Raw genomic sequence first — 16,310 nt, 5'->3', positions numbered from 1 at the left:
CGTGAGATTCCTCCGGCCAGTTGGCTCAAATCGGCAGTTTCGAACGTCCGCAGATCGGCATGTGCGGACGAACCAGCCGTCCTCACCCGTCGGCCAGTGCCAGGGTCGTGACTAGCACTAACCACCGTCACCGCTCCCGCCACGCCATGTTCCGCCCGAGCCACTCCACCAGCGGCCGGTAGGCGCGCCAGTCGGCGACGACGAGGCACCTGGTGCGTCTTGGCCGCAGCGCCGGGGCAGTATGGTCACGACGTGCCCTTCACCCTCGCTCACCCCGCGGCCGTGCTTCCCCTGATGCGGAAGCCCTTCGTCGGCCCCGCCCTCGTGGTGGGAGCCATGACTCCGGACATCCCGTACTTCCTGCGCGCCACCGGTATCCCCGTGAGCGCGCAGTCCTGGTACGAACCGTTCACGAATGCCACGACGTCGCACTCTCTGGCCGGTCTGCCCAGCGTGGCGGCTCTGGGCCTGCTGGCCTACGTGTTCGTGCTGGCAGCCGCCCGGCCCGCTAAGTGGGTCGCGCGCGGCGGCAAGGCAGCACCGACGCCATCAGCAGCCCCGCGCTTCGAGACCAGTTCCCTGCCCGCTCATGTGCTCTGGGTGCTGGTGTCGCTGCTGGTGGGCACGCTGACGCACCTGCTCTGGGACTCGTTCGCGAGCAGCGACGGCTTCCTCGCCGTCCGCTTCGACGCCCTCAACACACCGGTGGTCGCGAACCAGTCGTGGGTTGACCTGCTGCAGTACGGGAGCTCGGTGCTGGGTCTGGCGGTACTGGCGTTCCTGCTCTGGCGCCACCGCCGAGCGCTGGCCGACAGGGCCGACGTGACCGTGCGCGGTGCCTGCCTGCTGCTGGGTGGTCTGGCGGCCGTGGGCCTGCTGGCCGGCTCCATCATCACCTTGGCAACCGCTGATCTCGCCGCCTATGAAGGCACCGCAGCCCTGCTCAGGGCCTTCCTGACCAGGACCCTGATCATTGGGGGTGCGGTGATCGGTTGCCTGGTGCTCCTTGGGACCTCACTCTGGTGGCTCGCCGTGCTGTGGGCGGCACATCGACCAGCAGTACAGCCAGCCAACCCTGACTGGCACTGACCGAGACAGGGTGGCCGGTCCCGTCCCGAGCCGGAGCAGTACATGAACGACGGAGCGTGCTTGAATCGGTCCGTTCAGGCCGGCGGGAACGCGGCGGATGTCCTCATCTGGAGCTGGTCGAGCTCGTGCGCCGCGAGCGGCCCGGGCGCGGAGAGTAGCTTGCGCAGACGACCGGGCCACACGACCCCGACGTCGTTGATGACGAAGGAGCCTCCGAACAACGGCCAGTCGGCGCCCAGGAAGCAGAGCATGCCCTGCACCGGGACAGGGATGTCCTCGAGTACCGCCGTCACGAGGCCCACTTGCTTGGTGACGCCGTCGGCCAGCTTGGTCCTGTCCCTGCCGCCCATGGTCAGCTTCCTCACCAAGGGGCTGAACAGCCCGCCCTCGGTCTTGAGCGCCACCCTGCCCCTGTACTGCTTGGGAGGTGAACAACGAGGGGCCGGTCCGCGAGGACCGGCCCCTCGCCGCATGCTCCCCGCGAGGATCTCCCGGCCACCGCTTGGGTGGGGCAGTCCGGCGGCGCGCCCACGACGTCGGGTGAGTGGCGCACTCGGCACCTGAGACCGAGCCAAGTGCAGCAGCCAAGTGCAGCACCCTAAGAAGGTGGTGCAGTTGGCACCGTCTCCGCGGCCAACTGCACCACCAACCCCCGGCTCGACGAGACGGCGGTCCCGGCCCGCATCCGTCGGACAGGACCCGACGCGAGAGCGGCCCACCACGGCGGACCACCTGTTCAGCGGGGCCGTTCGGAACTGCGCGTGACAGCGCTGAAGCCCCAGGCGACGAATCCCGCGATCACGCCCACGATCACGCCGGTCACGAGACTCGACAAGACAGCGAAGGAGCGCAGCACGACTACCTGGATCGTGGGGTCGAGGCCAGCGAGGTTGCCGCCGAGCCGGGGTGGATTGTCCGCGAACGTGATGCCCCACATCAGCTGGTGTCCCAACGCCAGGAAGACCCCGTAGCAGACACCGATCGCCAGGATGGTGACGAACGGGTTGGGCACCCTCGAGACGAGCGCGACGACGATCCACACCACCGGAGGCAGGAAGACGAACAGCGCGTTGACCACGGTGCCTTCGTGGATGACGCCGAGGTCGTGGAGGACCACCCGAGGCGCCTCGAGCAGCGCCAGTCCGATGATCGCCACCAGCGGCAACCCCAGACGTCGCCGCTTCGAGGCGCTCAAGGGGCGGGCAGATGCGGCGGTGGGCGACGGGTCCTGGGAGATCATGGCTTCGACGCTACGGTCCCCGGCCCGCTCCAGGCATCGGCCCCTGCTCCCGAAGTCGATCGCTTCTCGACGTAGTGTCACTACGTCAGGAGGCGACACCTCGACGCCCCGAGCCGACGATGTGTGGTGCCACCTCGCCCCATACCCTTGGAGGGTGGCGCCAACGTAGGCGAGCGAGAGGAGGAGCTCATGAAGCCCTGGGCCGTCGACGCACTGCTCGCGACCGGCGTCACAGCGGTGCTCGTTACCGTGATCCTGCTGTCGCAGGTCCCGACGGCAGCCTCCCCGAACGTCCTGGCCTACCTCCTCGCAGCGGGGTTCGGGGCCGTGCTGCTCCTGCGCCGGAGAATGCCGGTCCCCGTTCTCCTGCTGAGCGTGCTTGGCACGTTCGGCTACTACATCCTCGACCTCCCGCCGATCGGCGTTGCCCTGCCGGTTGTGGCCGCCCTGTTCTCGGCCGCGGAGGTCGGCCTGACCCGTTGGGCCGTGGGTGCCGGAGCGGTCGTCCTGGCCGTCTCCCTCTACTTCCGCGTCCGCGACGCCCCACCCCACCTCGGGTACGTGCTCGGGTACGACGCGGTGTCCAACATCGCGCTCATCGCAGCCGGCATCGCGCTCGGCTACAGCCTCCGAGCCCGTCGCATCAGGGCGGCCCAGCAGGCCGAGATTGCCCGGTTGACCGATGCGCAGAGGGCACGCGAGGCGGAGTCGCGTGTGCGGGGCGAGCGTGAACGCATCTCCCGCGAGCTGCACGACACCATCGGTCACACGCTCTCGGTCATCTCCCTCCAGGCGGGTGTCGGGACGGAGGCCGTGGGCCGCGACGAGCGTGCAGTGAGCGAGGCCCTCAGCCGCATCCGAACAGCCAGCACGCGGTCCCTGCAGGAGCTTCGAGGCATGGTCCGCATCCTGCGTTCCGGCACGGACCGCGACGAGACGCGGAGCATCGCCTCCCTCGACTCGGTGCAGGACCTGGTGGATGCCGCACGGGGTGCGGGGGTCGACGTCGCCACCGACATCACCGCTTCCCCAGCAGAACTGTCCACGGCGGTGGATGCCGCGGCGTACCGTGTCATCCAGGAGTCGATCACCAACGTCGTGCGGCACGCCGACGCGACGTGCGCCAGGGTGACCGTCGGCATCCACGACGGCCGGCTCCGGATCAGCGTCACCGACAACGGGCGCGGCGCGGAAACGAAGGGGGTTGGTGCGACCAGTGGGTACGGAATGGCGGGAATGAGTGAACGGGTCCGGTTGCTCGGCGGCACGTTGCGGACTCGATCATCGGCCGGCGAGGGGTTCACCGTCGAAGCCAGCATCCCCGCGAGGCTGCCATGATCCGTGTGGTGCTCGTCGATGACCAGGAGCTCGTCCGAACGGGCTTGCGCACACTCGCCGAGCGCGACGGCGACATCGACGTCGTCGCCGAGGCCGACAACGGCCGCGACGGTGTCCGCGTGGTCCGCGAGCACAGGCCGGATGTGGTCCTCATGGACATCCGGATGCCGCAGCTGGACGGGATCGCCGCCACCAGGGCAATCGTGGCCGACGACTCCCTCACGAGTACCCGGGTGGTGGTGCTGACCACCTTCGACGAGGACGAGAACGTGCTGGCCGCCATCCGTGCCGGATCGGCCGGGTACCTGCTCAAGGACATCGCACCCGGCGAGTTGCGGAGCGCGATCCGCACCGTCGCTGCCGGCGATGCCCTGCTCTCGCCAGCCATCACGCGGAAAGTGTTGGGCACCCTGGCAGGAGGCCAGAGCGCCAACACTCGCCCGGAGCTCCTCGACTCCCTCACCGAGCGTGAGCGCGAGGTCCTCACCCGGGTGGGGATGGGTGAGTCGAACGCCGAGATCGGGGCGAGCCTGTACATCAGTCCTGCCACCGCACGCACCTATGTCAGCCGCCTCCTGTCAAAACTCTCCGCCCGTGACAGGTCACAGCTGGTCATCGTCAGCTACGAATCAGGACTCGTCACACCCGGAGACACCAGCTCAACGTGAACGACTCCGGCCTGCTCCTGGCCACTGCCTGAGTGGGGCCAGTCAGGCGGCGCGCCCACGACGTCGGGTGGGTGGCGCACTCGGCACCGGAGACGGAGCCAAGTGCAGCAGCCAAGTGCAGCACCCTAACAAGGTGGCGCACTCGGCACCGGAGACGGAGCCAAGTGCACCACCAACCCCCGCGGGCGACGGCGACTCCGACGACTCAGGGAGACTGGTCAGTGGAACCCAGGGGTCACTCCATCGACGTGACCGGCGCCGGGTCCATGTCGTCGAACTTCTGGTTCTCACCCGCCATCGCCCAGATGAACGAGTACGCCTTCGTGCCAACACCCGAGTGGACGGACCAGCTCGGCGAGATGACCGCCTGCTCGTTGGCGACGACGAGGTGGCGCGTCTCCGTCGGCTCACCCATCAGGTGGATGACGCGGGCGTCGTCGGCGACGTCGAAGTAGAGGTAGGCCTCCATACGACGGTCGTGGGTGTGGGCGGGCATGGTGTTCCACATGCTGCCGGGCGCGAGCGTGGTGACGCCCATCATCACCTGGCACGACTTCACCTCGCCGTTGAACAGCAGCTGCCGCAGGGTGCGCTTGTTGGAGGTCTCCTGCTCCCCCAGCTCCAGGACGTTGCCCTCGTCGGGGCCCACCAGTGTGGTGGGGTAGGCGGTGTGCGCGGGGGCGCTGTAGAGGTAGAAGCGGCCGGGGGCGGCGAAGGTGACCTCCTTCGCACCGCGCCCCACGTAGAGCAGGCCCTTGTGGGCGACGGTGTAGCTCTGTCCGTCGACGGTGACCTCGGCGTCGGCGCCGATGTTGATGATGCCGGCCTCGCGGTTGTCGAAGAGGTGCTCGGTGTGGAGCGCCTCCGGGGTGGGCAACTCGAGGGGACCGTCGGTGGGGACGGCGCCGGCGAGGATGACGCGGTCGTGGTGGCTGTAGACGAACTTCACCTCGCCGTCGGTGAAGAGGTCCTCTACGAGGAATCGCTCGCGCAGCTCGGCGGTGCGCATCCCTGCGACGTGCTCGGGGGCGCAGGCGTAGCGGTTCTCCATGATTTTTCTCCTTGTTCTCCGCCCGGCCGGGTGCCGGGCCTGGTTGGCGTGGTCTCGGGTTGGTCAGCGGGCGAGCCAGCCGCCGTCGACGGCGAGCAGCTCACCGTGGACGTAGGCGGCGGCGCGGGAGGCCAGGAACACGGCGGCGCCGGCCAGGTCGGCCGCCTCGCCCCACCGGCCGGCGGGGATGCGTTCCAGGATGGCGCGCGAGCGTTGGTCGTCGGCGCGCAGGGCGGCGGTGTTGTCGGTTGCGAAGTAGCCGGGCACGATGGCGTTCACGTTGATCCCCAGCGGCGCCCACTCGTTGGACATCGCCCTGGTCAGTCCGGCGACGGCGTGCTTGGAGGCGGCGTAGGAGGCGACGTTGATGCCGCCCTGGTGGCTCAACAGGGAGGCGGTGTTGATGATCTTGCCGCCACCGGCGTCGACCATCACGCGCGCGGCGGCCTGCGCCAGGTAGAACACAGCCTTCTGGTTGACCTGCACGACGTCGTCCCAGTCACTCTCCGGATGCTCCAGCGCCGGGGCGCGACGGATGGTGCCGGCATTGTTCACCAGGATGTCCAGGCCACCCAGCCCGGCTACGGTGCTCTCCACCAGCCCGGCAAGCTCGGCAACCGGGGCCTTCGACAGGTCGCACACCAGGGTGAGTGCCCGGCGGCCGGTGGCCTCCACCAGCTCGGCCGTCTCGGTGGCCCGGGTGCTGGAGCCCACGAGTGCGACGTCGGCGCCGGCCTCCGCGAGCGCCACGGCCATCGCCTGGCCCAGGCCGCGGGTGGCGCCGGTGACCAGCGCCACCTTGCCGTCGAGTCGGAAGTGGTCGAGGATCATCAGGATTCCTTTCTCTCGGCCGGGAGCCAGTACGGCACCCAGTCGGGGTCCAGCTGCCGCAGCAGCGCCTCGGCGTAGAAGTAGTCGCCCCACAGGTTGCCCTCGTCGACGCCCTTGCCGCTGTTCTTGTCGTAAACGCTGTGCAGGAGGAGGCAGTCCTCGGGCCCGGTGCCGTCGGTGGCGTACCCGTCGGCGAGCGAGGTGAGGATCTCCTCCCCTGCCCGACGGTAGTCCACCCGGCCGGTGGCTGCGGCCAGCTCCAGCAGACCACACACCGCGATCGCGGCGGCCGAGGAGTCGCGCTCCTGCCCGTCGGCGGCGGTGAAGGCCAGGTCCCAGTACGGCACCCGGTCCTCGGGCAACCGCGCCAGGAAGTACTCGGCCAGCCGGCCGGCCAACTCCAGCAGCGACTCGTCGCCGGTGTGACGGTAGCCGAGGGTGAAGCCGTAGATGCCCCACGCCTGCCCGCGGGCCCAGCAGGAGTCGTCGCCGTGGCCCTGGGCGGTGCTGCCACGCAGCGGCTCGCCGGTGATGGGATCCCAGTGGAAGGTGTGGTGGGTGGAGTCGTCGGCGCGCACGATGTTTTCCCGCAGCGCGCGGGTGTGGCGCACGGCGGCGTCGCGGAACCGCTGCTCGCCGGTGGCCTCGGTGGCCCAGTACAGCAGCGGCATGTTCATCAGGCTGTCGATGATGGTGCGACCCTGCTGCGCGGGATCGTCCAGATCACCCCACGCCTGGATGATGCCTGCCGATTCGAGGAACCGGGTCATCAGCTCGTCGGCGGCCAGCAGCGCGGCGTCGCGGGCCACCTCGTCGCCGCGTTCGCGCCAGGCGGTCACGCAGGACAGGGTGTAGAGGAACCCCAGGTCATGGGTCTGGACGTCGATGCCGCGGGTGATGCGCTCGACGAAGCTGGGCACGTGCAGGTGCGCGCCGTCGCGCAGTTCGTCGTCGTCGGCGGCCTTCCCCAGCACCCAGAGCATCCCGGGCAGGAACCCGGTGGTCCACTCGGTGTTGCCGCCCTCGGGCTGGCCGTACTGCTCGCGGCGCAGCGGGTACACGCCGTCGGTGGTGGTGTCCTCTGGGTAGGCGAAGGCGAACCGGACGAGGTGGCGGCGCGCTGTCTCGACAGCCGCGTCGAGGGCCTGCTGGGTGCTGGTCCCGGCGCGGGGGATGGTGGACATCAGGTTGGGTCCCTTCGGGGTCTCAGGTGAGGATGGGGCGCAGCGTGAAACGCGTGTTGGCCCACACGAGGTAGAGCAGCGGCGCGGCCACCACGCCGAGGCCGACGGCGGGGCGCTGCGCGGTGATGGCAAGCAGCACCACGAACGCGCCCAGCGACATCAGGGTCAGGTACCAGCGGCGGGCCATCAGGTAGGTGGCGGCGCGGGCGAGTGCGGTCAGCCGCAGCTCGGGACGCTCGGTGAGCGCCACCAACCCGCCCAGCCCGATGCCGGCCACCAGGACGATCCCGATGGCGAACACGGGGATGGCGACGGCGCCCACCGGCTGCCCGAAGGCCCACGCGATGTCCACCGCCAGGATCGTGCACAGCGCGACGGTGGCCCCGCCCAGCAGCCAGCCGCGCAGGGCGTGGCGACGCCAGGCACCGAAGTAGTTGCGGACCACCGCCACGTCCCCGGCGTCGCTGTAGCCGGCGAACACGCTGAACGCGGCGGGCAGGCTGGGTACCGCCAGGACGGCGGCGGCCGCCACCATCGGCCACGTCTGCATCGGATCGGTGGCCAGGAGCAGCACCACCAGCGGGAGGCTGGTGAGCACCATCAGGCAGTTGGTCATCAGCGCCAGGTAGGCGACGCCGGAGACCTTCAGGAACAGGTGGTTCTCAGCCATGGCTCAGCCCTTCAGTCCCGTGGAGGCGATGCCCTCGATGAAGTAGCGCTGCCCCAGCAGGAAGATGATCGCGATCGGCAGCGTGGAGATCACGGCACCGGTCATGATCAGCGCGTAGTCCGCGTCGTACTGGGAAACGAACGTCCGCAGACCCAGCTGGATGGTCCACAGGTCCGGGCTGCGCAGGTAGATCAGCGGACCCAGGTAGTCGTTCCAGGTGGTGACGAACGTCAGCAGCGTGAGGCTGGCGATGGCGGGCACGGACAGCGGCATCATGATGCGGGCGTAGATGCCGTACTCCGAGAGCCCGTCCAGCCGGGCGGCCTCGCTGAGGTCCTCGGGGATGGTCTCGAAGAACTGCTTCATCAGGAACACCCCGAAGGCTCCGAAGGCCTGCAGCGCGATGATGGACCACAACGTGTTGGCCAGACCCATGTCCGAGAGCAGCCGGAACTGCGGGATCATGTAGGACTGCCACGGCACGGCGATGGTTCCGATGTAGGCCAGGAACAGCACGTCGCGGCCCGGGAACCGCACCTTGGAGAAGCCGTAGGCGGCGAAGCTGCCGGTGAGCACCTGCAGGAACGTGACCACCACCGAGAGCAGCAGCGTGTTCCTCAGCCAGGTGGTCATGTCCGACTTGGCGAAGATGTCCACGTAGTGCTGCCACTGCGGCACGTCGGGCCACCACTTGATGGGGACGGTGAAGACCTCGTTGTTGGTCTTGATGGAGCTCATCACCATCCAGTAGAACGGCAGCAGCACACCGATGGCCGCGGCCGCGAGCAGGACGTACACGAGCGCCTTGCCGACGCGTCGCAGGACCAGGTTCTCGGTCATCACTTCTCCTGCCTGCGGTTCCAGAAGTACTGGACCAGCGTGATGGCGATGCAGATGAAGAACAGCACCACGGCCGACGACGACGCGTAGCCGAACTGGTTCTCCTCGAAGCCCTTGCGGTAGATGAACTGGCTGAGCACGAGCGTCGAGTTGCCGGGCCCGCCACCGGTCATGACAAGGATCAGGTCGAACACCTTGAGGCTGCCGATGGTGAGCATCACGGTGACGAAGAACAGGGTGGGCCGCAGCCCGGGGAGGGTGACGTTGCGGAAACGTCCCCAGGCGGAGGCGCCGTCGACCTTGGCCGCTTCGTACAACTGGGCCGGGATCGTCTGAAGTCCCGCGAGCAGCAGGAGCATGTAGTAGCCCATCTCCCGCCACACGCCGACGATGATCACCGCCGGCATCGACCACTGGGCCGATGCAGTCCAGCCGGGCAGGTCGGCCACCCCGAGGAACCTCAGGAACTGGTTGATGGGGCCGTACTGCGGGCTGAAGATCTGGTTCCAGACGACGGCGATGGCCACGATGGAGGTGATGTAGGGGAAGAACGCCGCAGTGCGGAAGAACCCGCGGCCGCGAATGCCGGTGTTCAGCAGCAACGCGAGCCCCAGGGCTGCGGCCAGCGTGAGCGGGATGTGGAAGATGCTGTAGTAGCCGGTGTTGTACAGCGCGGTCCAGAAGCTGGAATCGCGCAGCAGCCGGGCGAAGTTCTCGAGCCCGACGAAAGTGGCTTTGCCGAAGGCGTTCCACTCCGTGAGCGAGTAGTAGAACAGCATCAGAACGGGAACCAGGGTCAGGACCCCGAAACCGATGAAGTTCGGCAGGATGAACGACCATCCCTGCAGGGTGTTGCGGAGCTTCAGCGCTCCTCTTCGTCGCGTGGGTGGGCGCGACGCTTCGACGGCGGTCAACATGCGCCTCTCTCCGGTGCTGGTGTGGGTGGGGAGGTGGTGGGCGCCGGAGGCTGGGGACCTCCGGCGCCGGGGGGATCAGCGGTTGAGGATCTCGTTCTGCGCGCGATTCTCCGCGTTCTCGAGGGCGGCGTCGATGCCCTCGCTCTCGCTGAGGACCGCCGAGTGCAGCTCACCCAGCAGGTTGTTGATCTCGGCCGTGTGCTCCGAGACCGTGTTCTCCGGCATGACGGTGCGGTTCTCGAACGTCCAGCGGGAGAGCTCGTCATCGGCGATGCCCTCGAGCCCGAAGAACACGTCCGTGACCTCGGGGCTCATCACCGACGGGGTGATGCCGATGCCGGCCAGCGCCATGGAGCCCTCCTCGGAGGCGATGTAGGCCAGGAACGCCTTGGCGGTCTCCAGCTTCGCCTCGTCGATGGCGGGGTTGATGCCGATGCCGGTGGGGTCACCGAAGGTGACGGGGGTGTTGTCCTGGCCGGTGGTGCTCTCGTCGAACTGCGGCGCCGGCACGATGCCCCACTCGAAGTCGTCGGCCTCGCCCGAGGCCTGCTGCGCCACCAGGGTGGCGATGTACCAGGAACCCATCGGCAGCATGGCCGCCTTCTGGGTGCCGAACTGGGACTGGTAGCTGAGGCTGTTGGTGGTGACGGTGCCGTAGGCCTCCATCGCGCCGTCGGCCTGCATCTGCAGCGCCCGCTCGTAGTACGGCTTGAGATGGTCGAACTCACCGGTCAGGATGTCGGCACCCTCGCTCTGCGCGTTCGCGAAGCCCTGGATGACCGACTGCCAGCTGTGCGTGTAGGCACCCTTGGTGTCGCCCTCGAGCTTCTCCGAGAGTTCGGTGGCGACGGCGGCGTAGTCGTCCCACGTCCAGGAGGCGTCGGGCAGCGCCACGCCTGCCTCCTCGAACAGGTCGACGTTGTAGTAGAGGAACCACGCGTCCTGGCGGTACGGGATGGCGTAGGTGGCGCCGTCGAGCTCGTAGAAGGAGACCGAGTCGTTGTCCAGGCCGCCCGCGACGTCGGAGACGTCGACGAGCTGCTCGCCGGCGGCGTAGGTGTAGAAGTTGACGAGGTTCTTCAGGATGTAGAGGTCGGGTGCCGTGCCGGCGGCGAGGTCGGTGATCATCTGCGTGTCGTAGTCGTTACCCGCTTGGTACTCGCTCACGGTGACCGTGTAGGCGGGGTTCGTGGCGTTGAACCCGTCGGCCAGGGTCTGGAACTCTGGCGTGGTGTCGAGGCTCCAGCCGGCCAGGGTGAGTTCGCCCTGTGCGCCGGCGTTGCCCGGGTCCGTTGCGTCGGTGGTCTCGACGGCGGCGGTCTCGCCACCGGCGGTGTCGGGATCTGTCGGGGTCTCCTCGCCGGTCCCACAGGCGGTGACCAGAAGTGCCAGCGAGGCCAGCGCTGCCGAGGCGGCGGTGATTCGGCGGTTCATTCATACTCCTTCATGAAGCTGCAGACCCGGCTCCGGGTCTGGCTGGTTTCCTGCCCCGGCCCGGTGGGCGCGGGATTGGTCTGTGGTGAGGCGGGTGGTGGTGCGCTGCCCGTCGGGCCAGGTCACCGTCGCCTCGATTCCGGTGGCCGTCTCCGCGACGTCCACCCGGGGTGCGGTGCCCGCGGGGTCCGCCGAGAGCTCGACGAGCGCCCACGCCCAGCCCTGCAGTGGCAGGTCCAGGACCACCGACGGGGTGGTGGCCTCCGCACCCAGCGGGCTGGCGTCGGCACGGGTGTGGGTGTGGGCCCCGGCGGGCGTATCGGGGGCGAGCACGACGCTGCGGAGCCGGTCCGCGGCGGCGCCGGCCAGCGGCCAGCCACCGATCCGCAGCTGGCGGGCCCGCTCGGGGGCATCGGCCAGGTGCACCAGCCTGATCTCCTGGGCGCCTCGCACGAGCGAGACGACGGTGACCCGCCCCGCAGCTGCCGGGGTGCCGGTGTAGCCGGAGCCGTGGTGGAACTGGACCTCATCGGCCGCCACCCAGTGGGCGTCGGCAACGGAGGCGGCCACCCCGACGGGGCCGGCGTCGGTTTGGTCCACCCGTACGTCGAGCAGTTCCATGCCGGCGCGGTGCGAGGCGTTGCCGTCGGCGTCGAGCACGACGACGGAGTTGTCCAGGGGGTCCAGCCAGCTGGACTCATCGAGCAGCGGTGCGGTGGCGGTGGAGTAGCCCAGCCGCGCGTACAGGGGGCTGTCGGCCACCTGCGCGCCGGCCACGGCGTGGTCCGTGCCGTGGTTGATGACGCGCACCACGCCGTCGGCGACGGTGGAGCTCACGAGCCAGCCCGGTGCGCTGATGGCGGTCACTGCGTCGTCGGTCTCCGCGGGCAGCGGCACCTCGGGGCTGGTCCAAACGGGGTGGCCTGCCGGTAGCGCCAGCCCGAGGAGGCCCTTGGAGGCCCAGTACGGCGAGCCGGGGCCACTGTAGGCCTGTGCGAGGTCCGGCCACTCGCCGAACCAGCCGATGTCCAGCAGGCCGTCACTGTTGGGGACGCCGCCGGTGGCGAAGTGCTCCACGATCCGGGAGGCGGCCCGGCGCAGCTGGCCGGGCGGCAGCGACGGCACCTCGGCCATCGCTCCCACCCAGAACGGTGCCGCGGCGGCGAAGCGGTAGGCCAGGCTGCGGCCCTGCAGCAGGGGCGAGCCGTCGGCACCCACCAGGCGCACGGCGTCGGTGAGGAAGCGCTCCAGGGCGGCGCGGTCCTGCTGGGCGCGAGACTCAGCGAGACCCTCGGCGCCGCGCATCCTGGCCCACAGCGTCGGGTACAGGTGGAGGGCCCAGCCGTTGTAGTGGTCGAACGCGCGCTCCGGGCCGTCGGCCATCCAGCCGTCGGCGCGGACGAAGGTGTCATGGGTGGCCAGGTCCGCCCGCATCTCGGCCAGCTCGTGCGGGCCGTCGACGGAGCGCAGGAATGTCTGCACCACGAGCCGGAACCACACCCAGTTGATCTGCGGGTAGGTGTCGTCGCCGACGGCGGCGGCCAGGTAGCCGATGACGTTGCGCTGCACGGAGGTGTCCAGCCGGTCCCAGATCCACTCGCGGGTCAGGTCCAGCACCAGCGCGATGGAGGCGGCCTCCACCTTGGCCTGCGGGTGCTCCTCCAGGCGCAGCCAGCGCTCGGGAGAGTTGGGGTCCGTGCCGCTGGCCAGGCCCTCGGCGTACCAGTCGGCCAGCCCCAGCGGGTCGGCGCCGGACTCGCCGGCGAGGCGGAACCCTGCCAGCAGGAAGGTGCGTGCGTAGGCTTCCAGGGCGTCGACGTCGGGGCCCAGCCCGCTGCGCTGCCCGGGCAGGTCGAAACGTGCCTTCCCGGAGCTGGCGTGGGGGCGCACCGCGAGGAGGAGCTGGTCGGCAAACGTTGCCAGCCGGGCCCGGTCCCACGAGGTGGAGCGTGACGTCATCGTCATCCTTCTTCTCGAACACTTTTGATCGAATTTGCATCGATGTGCCGCTATCCTAAACAGAATTGATCGTTCATGTCTAGCATGGTGCGAAAGTTGACCACACCGAAGGGAGCAGGAGTGCAAGGAGTCTCATTGCCGGTCCGGGCGGTGCAGCCCAGGTGGCTGGCGCTGCTCCCGGACGAGGGCCGCGACCTCACCTCGCCGTATCCCCCGATCGGGCCCGAGGACTGGCTGCGCTACCACCGCACCGGCGACCGCAGCCACTACGAGGCGCTGGTGGCCGAGCGGCACCGGCTGCTGAGTGCCGCGGTGCTGGCGGCGGGTGCGGGGCAGGAGGCGGGCGTGGCCCGCGCCGTCGAGGGGGTCCTGGCGTTCTGCGGCCAGGCCTCCTGGTGCTGGCCGGCGCACGACGACGCCCCCGCCCGCGGGCAGGAGCTGCCGGATGCGGACCGCCCCTTCCTGGACCTCGGCGCGGGCGAGGTGGCCGCGCAGCTGGCGTGGACCGACCACCTCGTCGGCCCCCTGCTCGAGTCCCACTCCACCGGCCTCCGGCAGCGGATCCGCGACGAGGTGGAGCACCGGGTGCTGCGCCCGTTCCTTGAGCGCGACGACTGGCACTGGCTGGGGCTGGACGGAGACGTCCACAACTGGCTGCCGTGGATCGCGGGCAACGTGCTCACGGCCGCCGTCGCGCTGGTGGAGGGGTCGGAGCGTCGGGCGTCTCTGGTAGCCGCGGCCCGAGACTGCCTGCAGCGCTACGCCGACCAACTGCCACCCGACGGTGCCATCGACGAGGGCTACGGCTACTGGTGGAACGGCGCCTGCCGCACCCTCGAGGCCCTCGAACTGCTGGCGGAGGGAGCGGACTGGGTCAGCCACCCCGCGCTGCGCGCCACCATCTCCTTCCCCGCGGACATGCACCTGGGTTACCACTGGTGGGTGAACGTCGCCGACGGCAGCGCCCGCCCGGAGACCGACCTTGCCTGGCCCGCCCTGTTCCGAGCAGCCCGAGCGGCGGGCAACCGACGGGCCACCGCGCTGGCGCTCTCCCGCCGCACCGGGCGGGCCACCTCGGAGATCCGACGGCTGGGCCGGCTGGTCATGGAACTGGCCGACGAGCAGTGGTGGAGCGCACCGAAGGCCGAGGCCGAGTCGCCCCGCGAGGCCTGGTACCCGTCGGTGGAGCTGCTGGTGGCGCGGCAGCGCGCGGGCAGCCGCACCGGGCTGGCGCTCGCGGCCAAGGGTGGCCACAACGGCGAGCACCACAACCACAACGACGTCGGGAGCTTCGTCGTCGCGCTGGACGGGGTTCCCGTGGTGGTCGACGTGGGCCGCCCCACCTACACCGCCGCCACTTTCTCCGAGCAGCGCTACTCCATCTGGACCATGCAGAGCCTGTGGCACAACGTGCCGGTGCTGCGCGGCAGGCCGCAGTCCCCCGGGAGTGAATTCGCCGCCAGGGACGTCTCGGTCACGCTGGCCGACGACGCCGCCGGGCTCGAGCTGGATCTGGCCGGCGCCTACCCGGAGTGCGGCATCGAGCGCTGGCAACGGCGTCTGCTGCTGGACCGCCGCAGTGGCCGGGTGACGTGCAGCGACGCATGGCGGGCCTCCGGCGAGTCCGCGGAGCGGAGCGCCAACACGCTCGTCGTGGCCGGCGAAGTGGTTGCCGCCAGCCCGACGGAAGTACTTGTCCGACCCGTCGCCGGCACGCGCTGCCTGCGGATCCGATCCGAGGCTCCGATGGAGCTGGAACGACGAGAACTGGACGACGAGATGTTGACGCGCGTCTGGGGTTCGTGCGTCAATCGCATCACAATCGATCTTGAAAACGCCATTATTGGTCAGGCCTCGCTACTCTTCGAGGCTGTCGAGCAGGAGGACTCATGAACCAGCTGGCTGAGAGCCGACGCTCACAGATCCTGGCCGAGCTGCGGCTGCACGGGATGCTGCGCGTCACAGAGCTGTCCGAGATGCTCGGAGTGGCGCCCGTGACCATCCGTCGAGACATCAACCAACTCGCCAAGGACGGGCTGCTGCGGCGCGTCCACGGCGGCGCGGCGGTGGACCGGGAGGAGCCCGACGGCGCCACCGACGAGACCCCGGTGAGGCAGCCCGAGGCGAGTTTCGCCGTCGGCATGCTGGTGCCCTCGCTCGACTACTACTGGCCCGAGATCATCCAGGGCGCCCAGGACGAGGCGGCCGAACGCGGCCTGCGGCTGATGCTGCGGGGCACTTCCTACGACTCCACCGATGACCGGGCACAGGTGGCGCACCTGCTGGACTCCGGCGTCGGCGGCCTGATCCTGGCCCCCGACGTCACCACCGAGTCCACCGCAGACCTGCTCGAGTGGCTGGAGGAGCGCCGCACCCCGTTCGTGCTGGTGGAGCGCGAGGCGTTCCAGCGCGGCAGCCGGGACCCTGTCGAGGCGGTCAACACCGACCATGTGGCCGGCGCCGGCGCCGCGGTCCGCCACCTCGTCGGGATGGGCCACGAGCGCATCGGCCTGGTCACCAGCCTGGGCAGCCCGCACTCCGGCGAGATCCACCGCGGCTGGCAGGAGGCGCTGGCTACCACCGGGCTGGACCAGGACCTGCCCGTGGTCTCCACCAACCGCGACGGTGCACTCGGGTTCGACCCACCCATCAGCGACGTGGTGCGCCAGTGCCTCGACGCCGGATGCACCGCGCTGCTGGTGCATGCGGACAGGGAGGCGATCGCCATCGTGCAGCACTGCCAGAAGCAGGGTGTGCGGGTCCCCGAGGACCTGTCCGTGGTGGCCTACGACGACGAGGTGGCCAGCCTGTTCAGCCCCGCCCTCACCGCGGTTCGGCCGCCGCGCAACAGCATCGGCCGCGCCGTCGTCGGCCTGATCGCCGAACGCCTGCGCGACCCAGACCGCCCCACCCATCGCGTGGTGATCAGCCCGAAGCTGCACGTGCGGCGCACGTCGGTGGCACCGGGTGGCGGGGCTGCGGCGGCCGTCGCCGACTGAGCCCTGATTCGGCGGCCCCAGCGCAACACTGTTGCAGAAGGGTTGGCAGTCGACCCCTAACGCAACACTGTTGCGCAAGGGCCAACCGCT

Annotated in this window: 15 protein-coding genes; 5 read left to right on the top strand and 10 right to left on the bottom strand. The window is 69.6% G+C overall.

Going from position 1 to position 16,310, the window contains the following annotated elements; all coding sequences use genetic code 11:
• The first annotated feature begins 252 nt into the window (after positions 1 to 252).
• Positions 253 to 1,089: a DUF4184 family protein gene (locus ACYU7G_RS04325; RefSeq protein WP_461105116.1), complete on the top strand. Its 837-nt coding sequence runs from the start codon at positions 253 to 255 to the stop codon at positions 1,087 to 1,089.
• A 74-nt stretch (positions 1,090 to 1,163) separates the two neighbouring features.
• On the opposite strand, the gene ACYU7G_RS04320 is transcribed toward ACYU7G_RS04325, so the two are convergent.
• Both ACYU7G_RS04320 and ACYU7G_RS04315 read right to left on the bottom strand, forming a co-directional pair.
• The gene (locus ACYU7G_RS04320; RefSeq protein WP_461105114.1) at positions 1,164 to 1,493 is read right to left on the bottom strand and encodes a hypothetical protein; all 330 of its coding nucleotides are present in this window, start codon (positions 1,491 to 1,493) and stop codon (positions 1,164 to 1,166) included.
• Between the two features lie 332 nt (positions 1,494 to 1,825).
• The gene (locus tag ACYU7G_RS04315; protein ID WP_461105112.1) at positions 1,826 to 2,329 is read right to left on the bottom strand and encodes a hypothetical protein; all 504 of its coding nucleotides are present in this window, start codon (positions 2,327 to 2,329) and stop codon (positions 1,826 to 1,828) included.
• A 189-nt stretch (positions 2,330 to 2,518) separates the two neighbouring features.
• Between ACYU7G_RS04315 and ACYU7G_RS04310 the strand changes: the two genes are divergently transcribed.
• Together ACYU7G_RS04310 and ACYU7G_RS04305 are read left to right on the top strand one after the other, a co-directional pair.
• The gene (locus tag ACYU7G_RS04310; RefSeq protein ID WP_461105110.1) at positions 2,519 to 3,667 is read left to right on the top strand and encodes a sensor histidine kinase; all 1,149 of its coding nucleotides are present in this window, start codon (positions 2,519 to 2,521) and stop codon (positions 3,665 to 3,667) included.
• Between the two features lie 8 nt (positions 3,668 to 3,675).
• Entirely contained in the window at positions 3,676 to 4,335 is a 660-nt protein-coding gene (locus ACYU7G_RS04305; protein ID WP_461105107.1) for a response regulator, read from the top strand.
• Between the two features lie 235 nt (positions 4,336 to 4,570).
• On the opposite strand, the gene kduI is transcribed toward ACYU7G_RS04305, so the two are convergent.
• The 8 genes from kduI to ACYU7G_RS04265 all read right to left on the bottom strand — a co-directional run bounded on the left by kduI (position 4,571) and on the right by ACYU7G_RS04265 (position 13,221).
• Positions 4,571 to 5,386 (bottom strand): 5-dehydro-4-deoxy-D-glucuronate isomerase, encoded by an 816-nt coding sequence (gene kduI, locus ACYU7G_RS04300; protein WP_461105105.1) that lies wholly within the window; start codon positions 5,384 to 5,386, stop codon positions 4,571 to 4,573.
• Between the two features lie 63 nt (positions 5,387 to 5,449).
• On the bottom strand, positions 5,450 to 6,217 hold the full coding sequence (gene kduD / locus ACYU7G_RS04295) for a 2-dehydro-3-deoxy-D-gluconate 5-dehydrogenase KduD (RefSeq protein ID WP_461105103.1): 768 nt from the start codon (positions 6,215 to 6,217) through the stop codon (positions 5,450 to 5,452).
• Positions 6,217 to 7,401, bottom strand: a complete 1,185-nt coding sequence (locus tag ACYU7G_RS04290; RefSeq protein WP_461105101.1) for a glycoside hydrolase family 88 protein — start codon at positions 7,399 to 7,401, stop codon at positions 6,217 to 6,219. The genes kduD and ACYU7G_RS04290 overlap by 1 nt, the downstream gene beginning before the upstream one ends.
• Positions 7,402 to 7,423: 22 nt before the next feature.
• Complete coding sequence (locus tag ACYU7G_RS04285) at positions 7,424 to 8,071, bottom strand: YesL family protein (RefSeq protein WP_461105099.1); 648 nt, start codon at positions 8,069 to 8,071, stop codon at positions 7,424 to 7,426.
• Between the two features lie 3 nt (positions 8,072 to 8,074).
• Positions 8,075 to 8,911 carry a carbohydrate ABC transporter permease gene (locus ACYU7G_RS04280; RefSeq protein ID WP_461105097.1) on the bottom strand — a complete coding sequence of 279 codons (837 nt, stop codon included), beginning with the start codon at positions 8,909 to 8,911 and terminating at the stop codon, positions 8,075 to 8,077.
• Positions 8,911 to 9,828, bottom strand: a complete 918-nt coding sequence (locus tag ACYU7G_RS04275) for a carbohydrate ABC transporter permease (RefSeq protein WP_461105095.1) — start codon at positions 9,826 to 9,828, stop codon at positions 8,911 to 8,913. The genes ACYU7G_RS04280 and ACYU7G_RS04275 overlap by 1 nt, the downstream gene beginning before the upstream one ends.
• Positions 9,829 to 9,903: 75 nt before the next feature.
• On the bottom strand, positions 9,904 to 11,262 hold the full coding sequence (locus ACYU7G_RS04270; protein ID WP_461105093.1) for a type 2 periplasmic-binding domain-containing protein: 1,359 nt from the start codon (positions 11,260 to 11,262) through the stop codon (positions 9,904 to 9,906).
• Positions 11,263 to 13,221, bottom strand: a complete 1,959-nt coding sequence (locus ACYU7G_RS04265) for a DUF2264 domain-containing protein (RefSeq protein ID WP_461105091.1) — start codon at positions 13,219 to 13,221, stop codon at positions 11,263 to 11,265.
• A gap of 120 nt (positions 13,222 to 13,341) precedes the next feature.
• Here ACYU7G_RS04265 and ACYU7G_RS04260 point away from each other — a divergent pair, with 120 nt between their 5' ends.
• Both ACYU7G_RS04260 and ACYU7G_RS04255 read left to right on the top strand, forming a co-directional pair.
• The gene (locus ACYU7G_RS04260) at positions 13,342 to 15,114 is read left to right on the top strand and encodes a heparinase II/III domain-containing protein (RefSeq protein WP_461105089.1); all 1,773 of its coding nucleotides are present in this window, start codon (positions 13,342 to 13,344) and stop codon (positions 15,112 to 15,114) included.
• Positions 15,111 to 16,220 carry a substrate-binding domain-containing protein gene (locus ACYU7G_RS04255; protein ID WP_461105087.1) on the top strand — a complete coding sequence of 370 codons (1,110 nt, stop codon included), beginning with the start codon at positions 15,111 to 15,113 and terminating at the stop codon, positions 16,218 to 16,220. The genes ACYU7G_RS04260 and ACYU7G_RS04255 overlap by 4 nt, the downstream gene beginning before the upstream one ends.
• Positions 16,221 to 16,310 lie beyond the last annotated feature (90 nt).

The organism is Tessaracoccus terricola, assembly GCF_054776555.1.
Note: the sequence above shows the minus strand (reverse complement) of the source record. Positions and strands in the feature narration are given on the sequence as shown.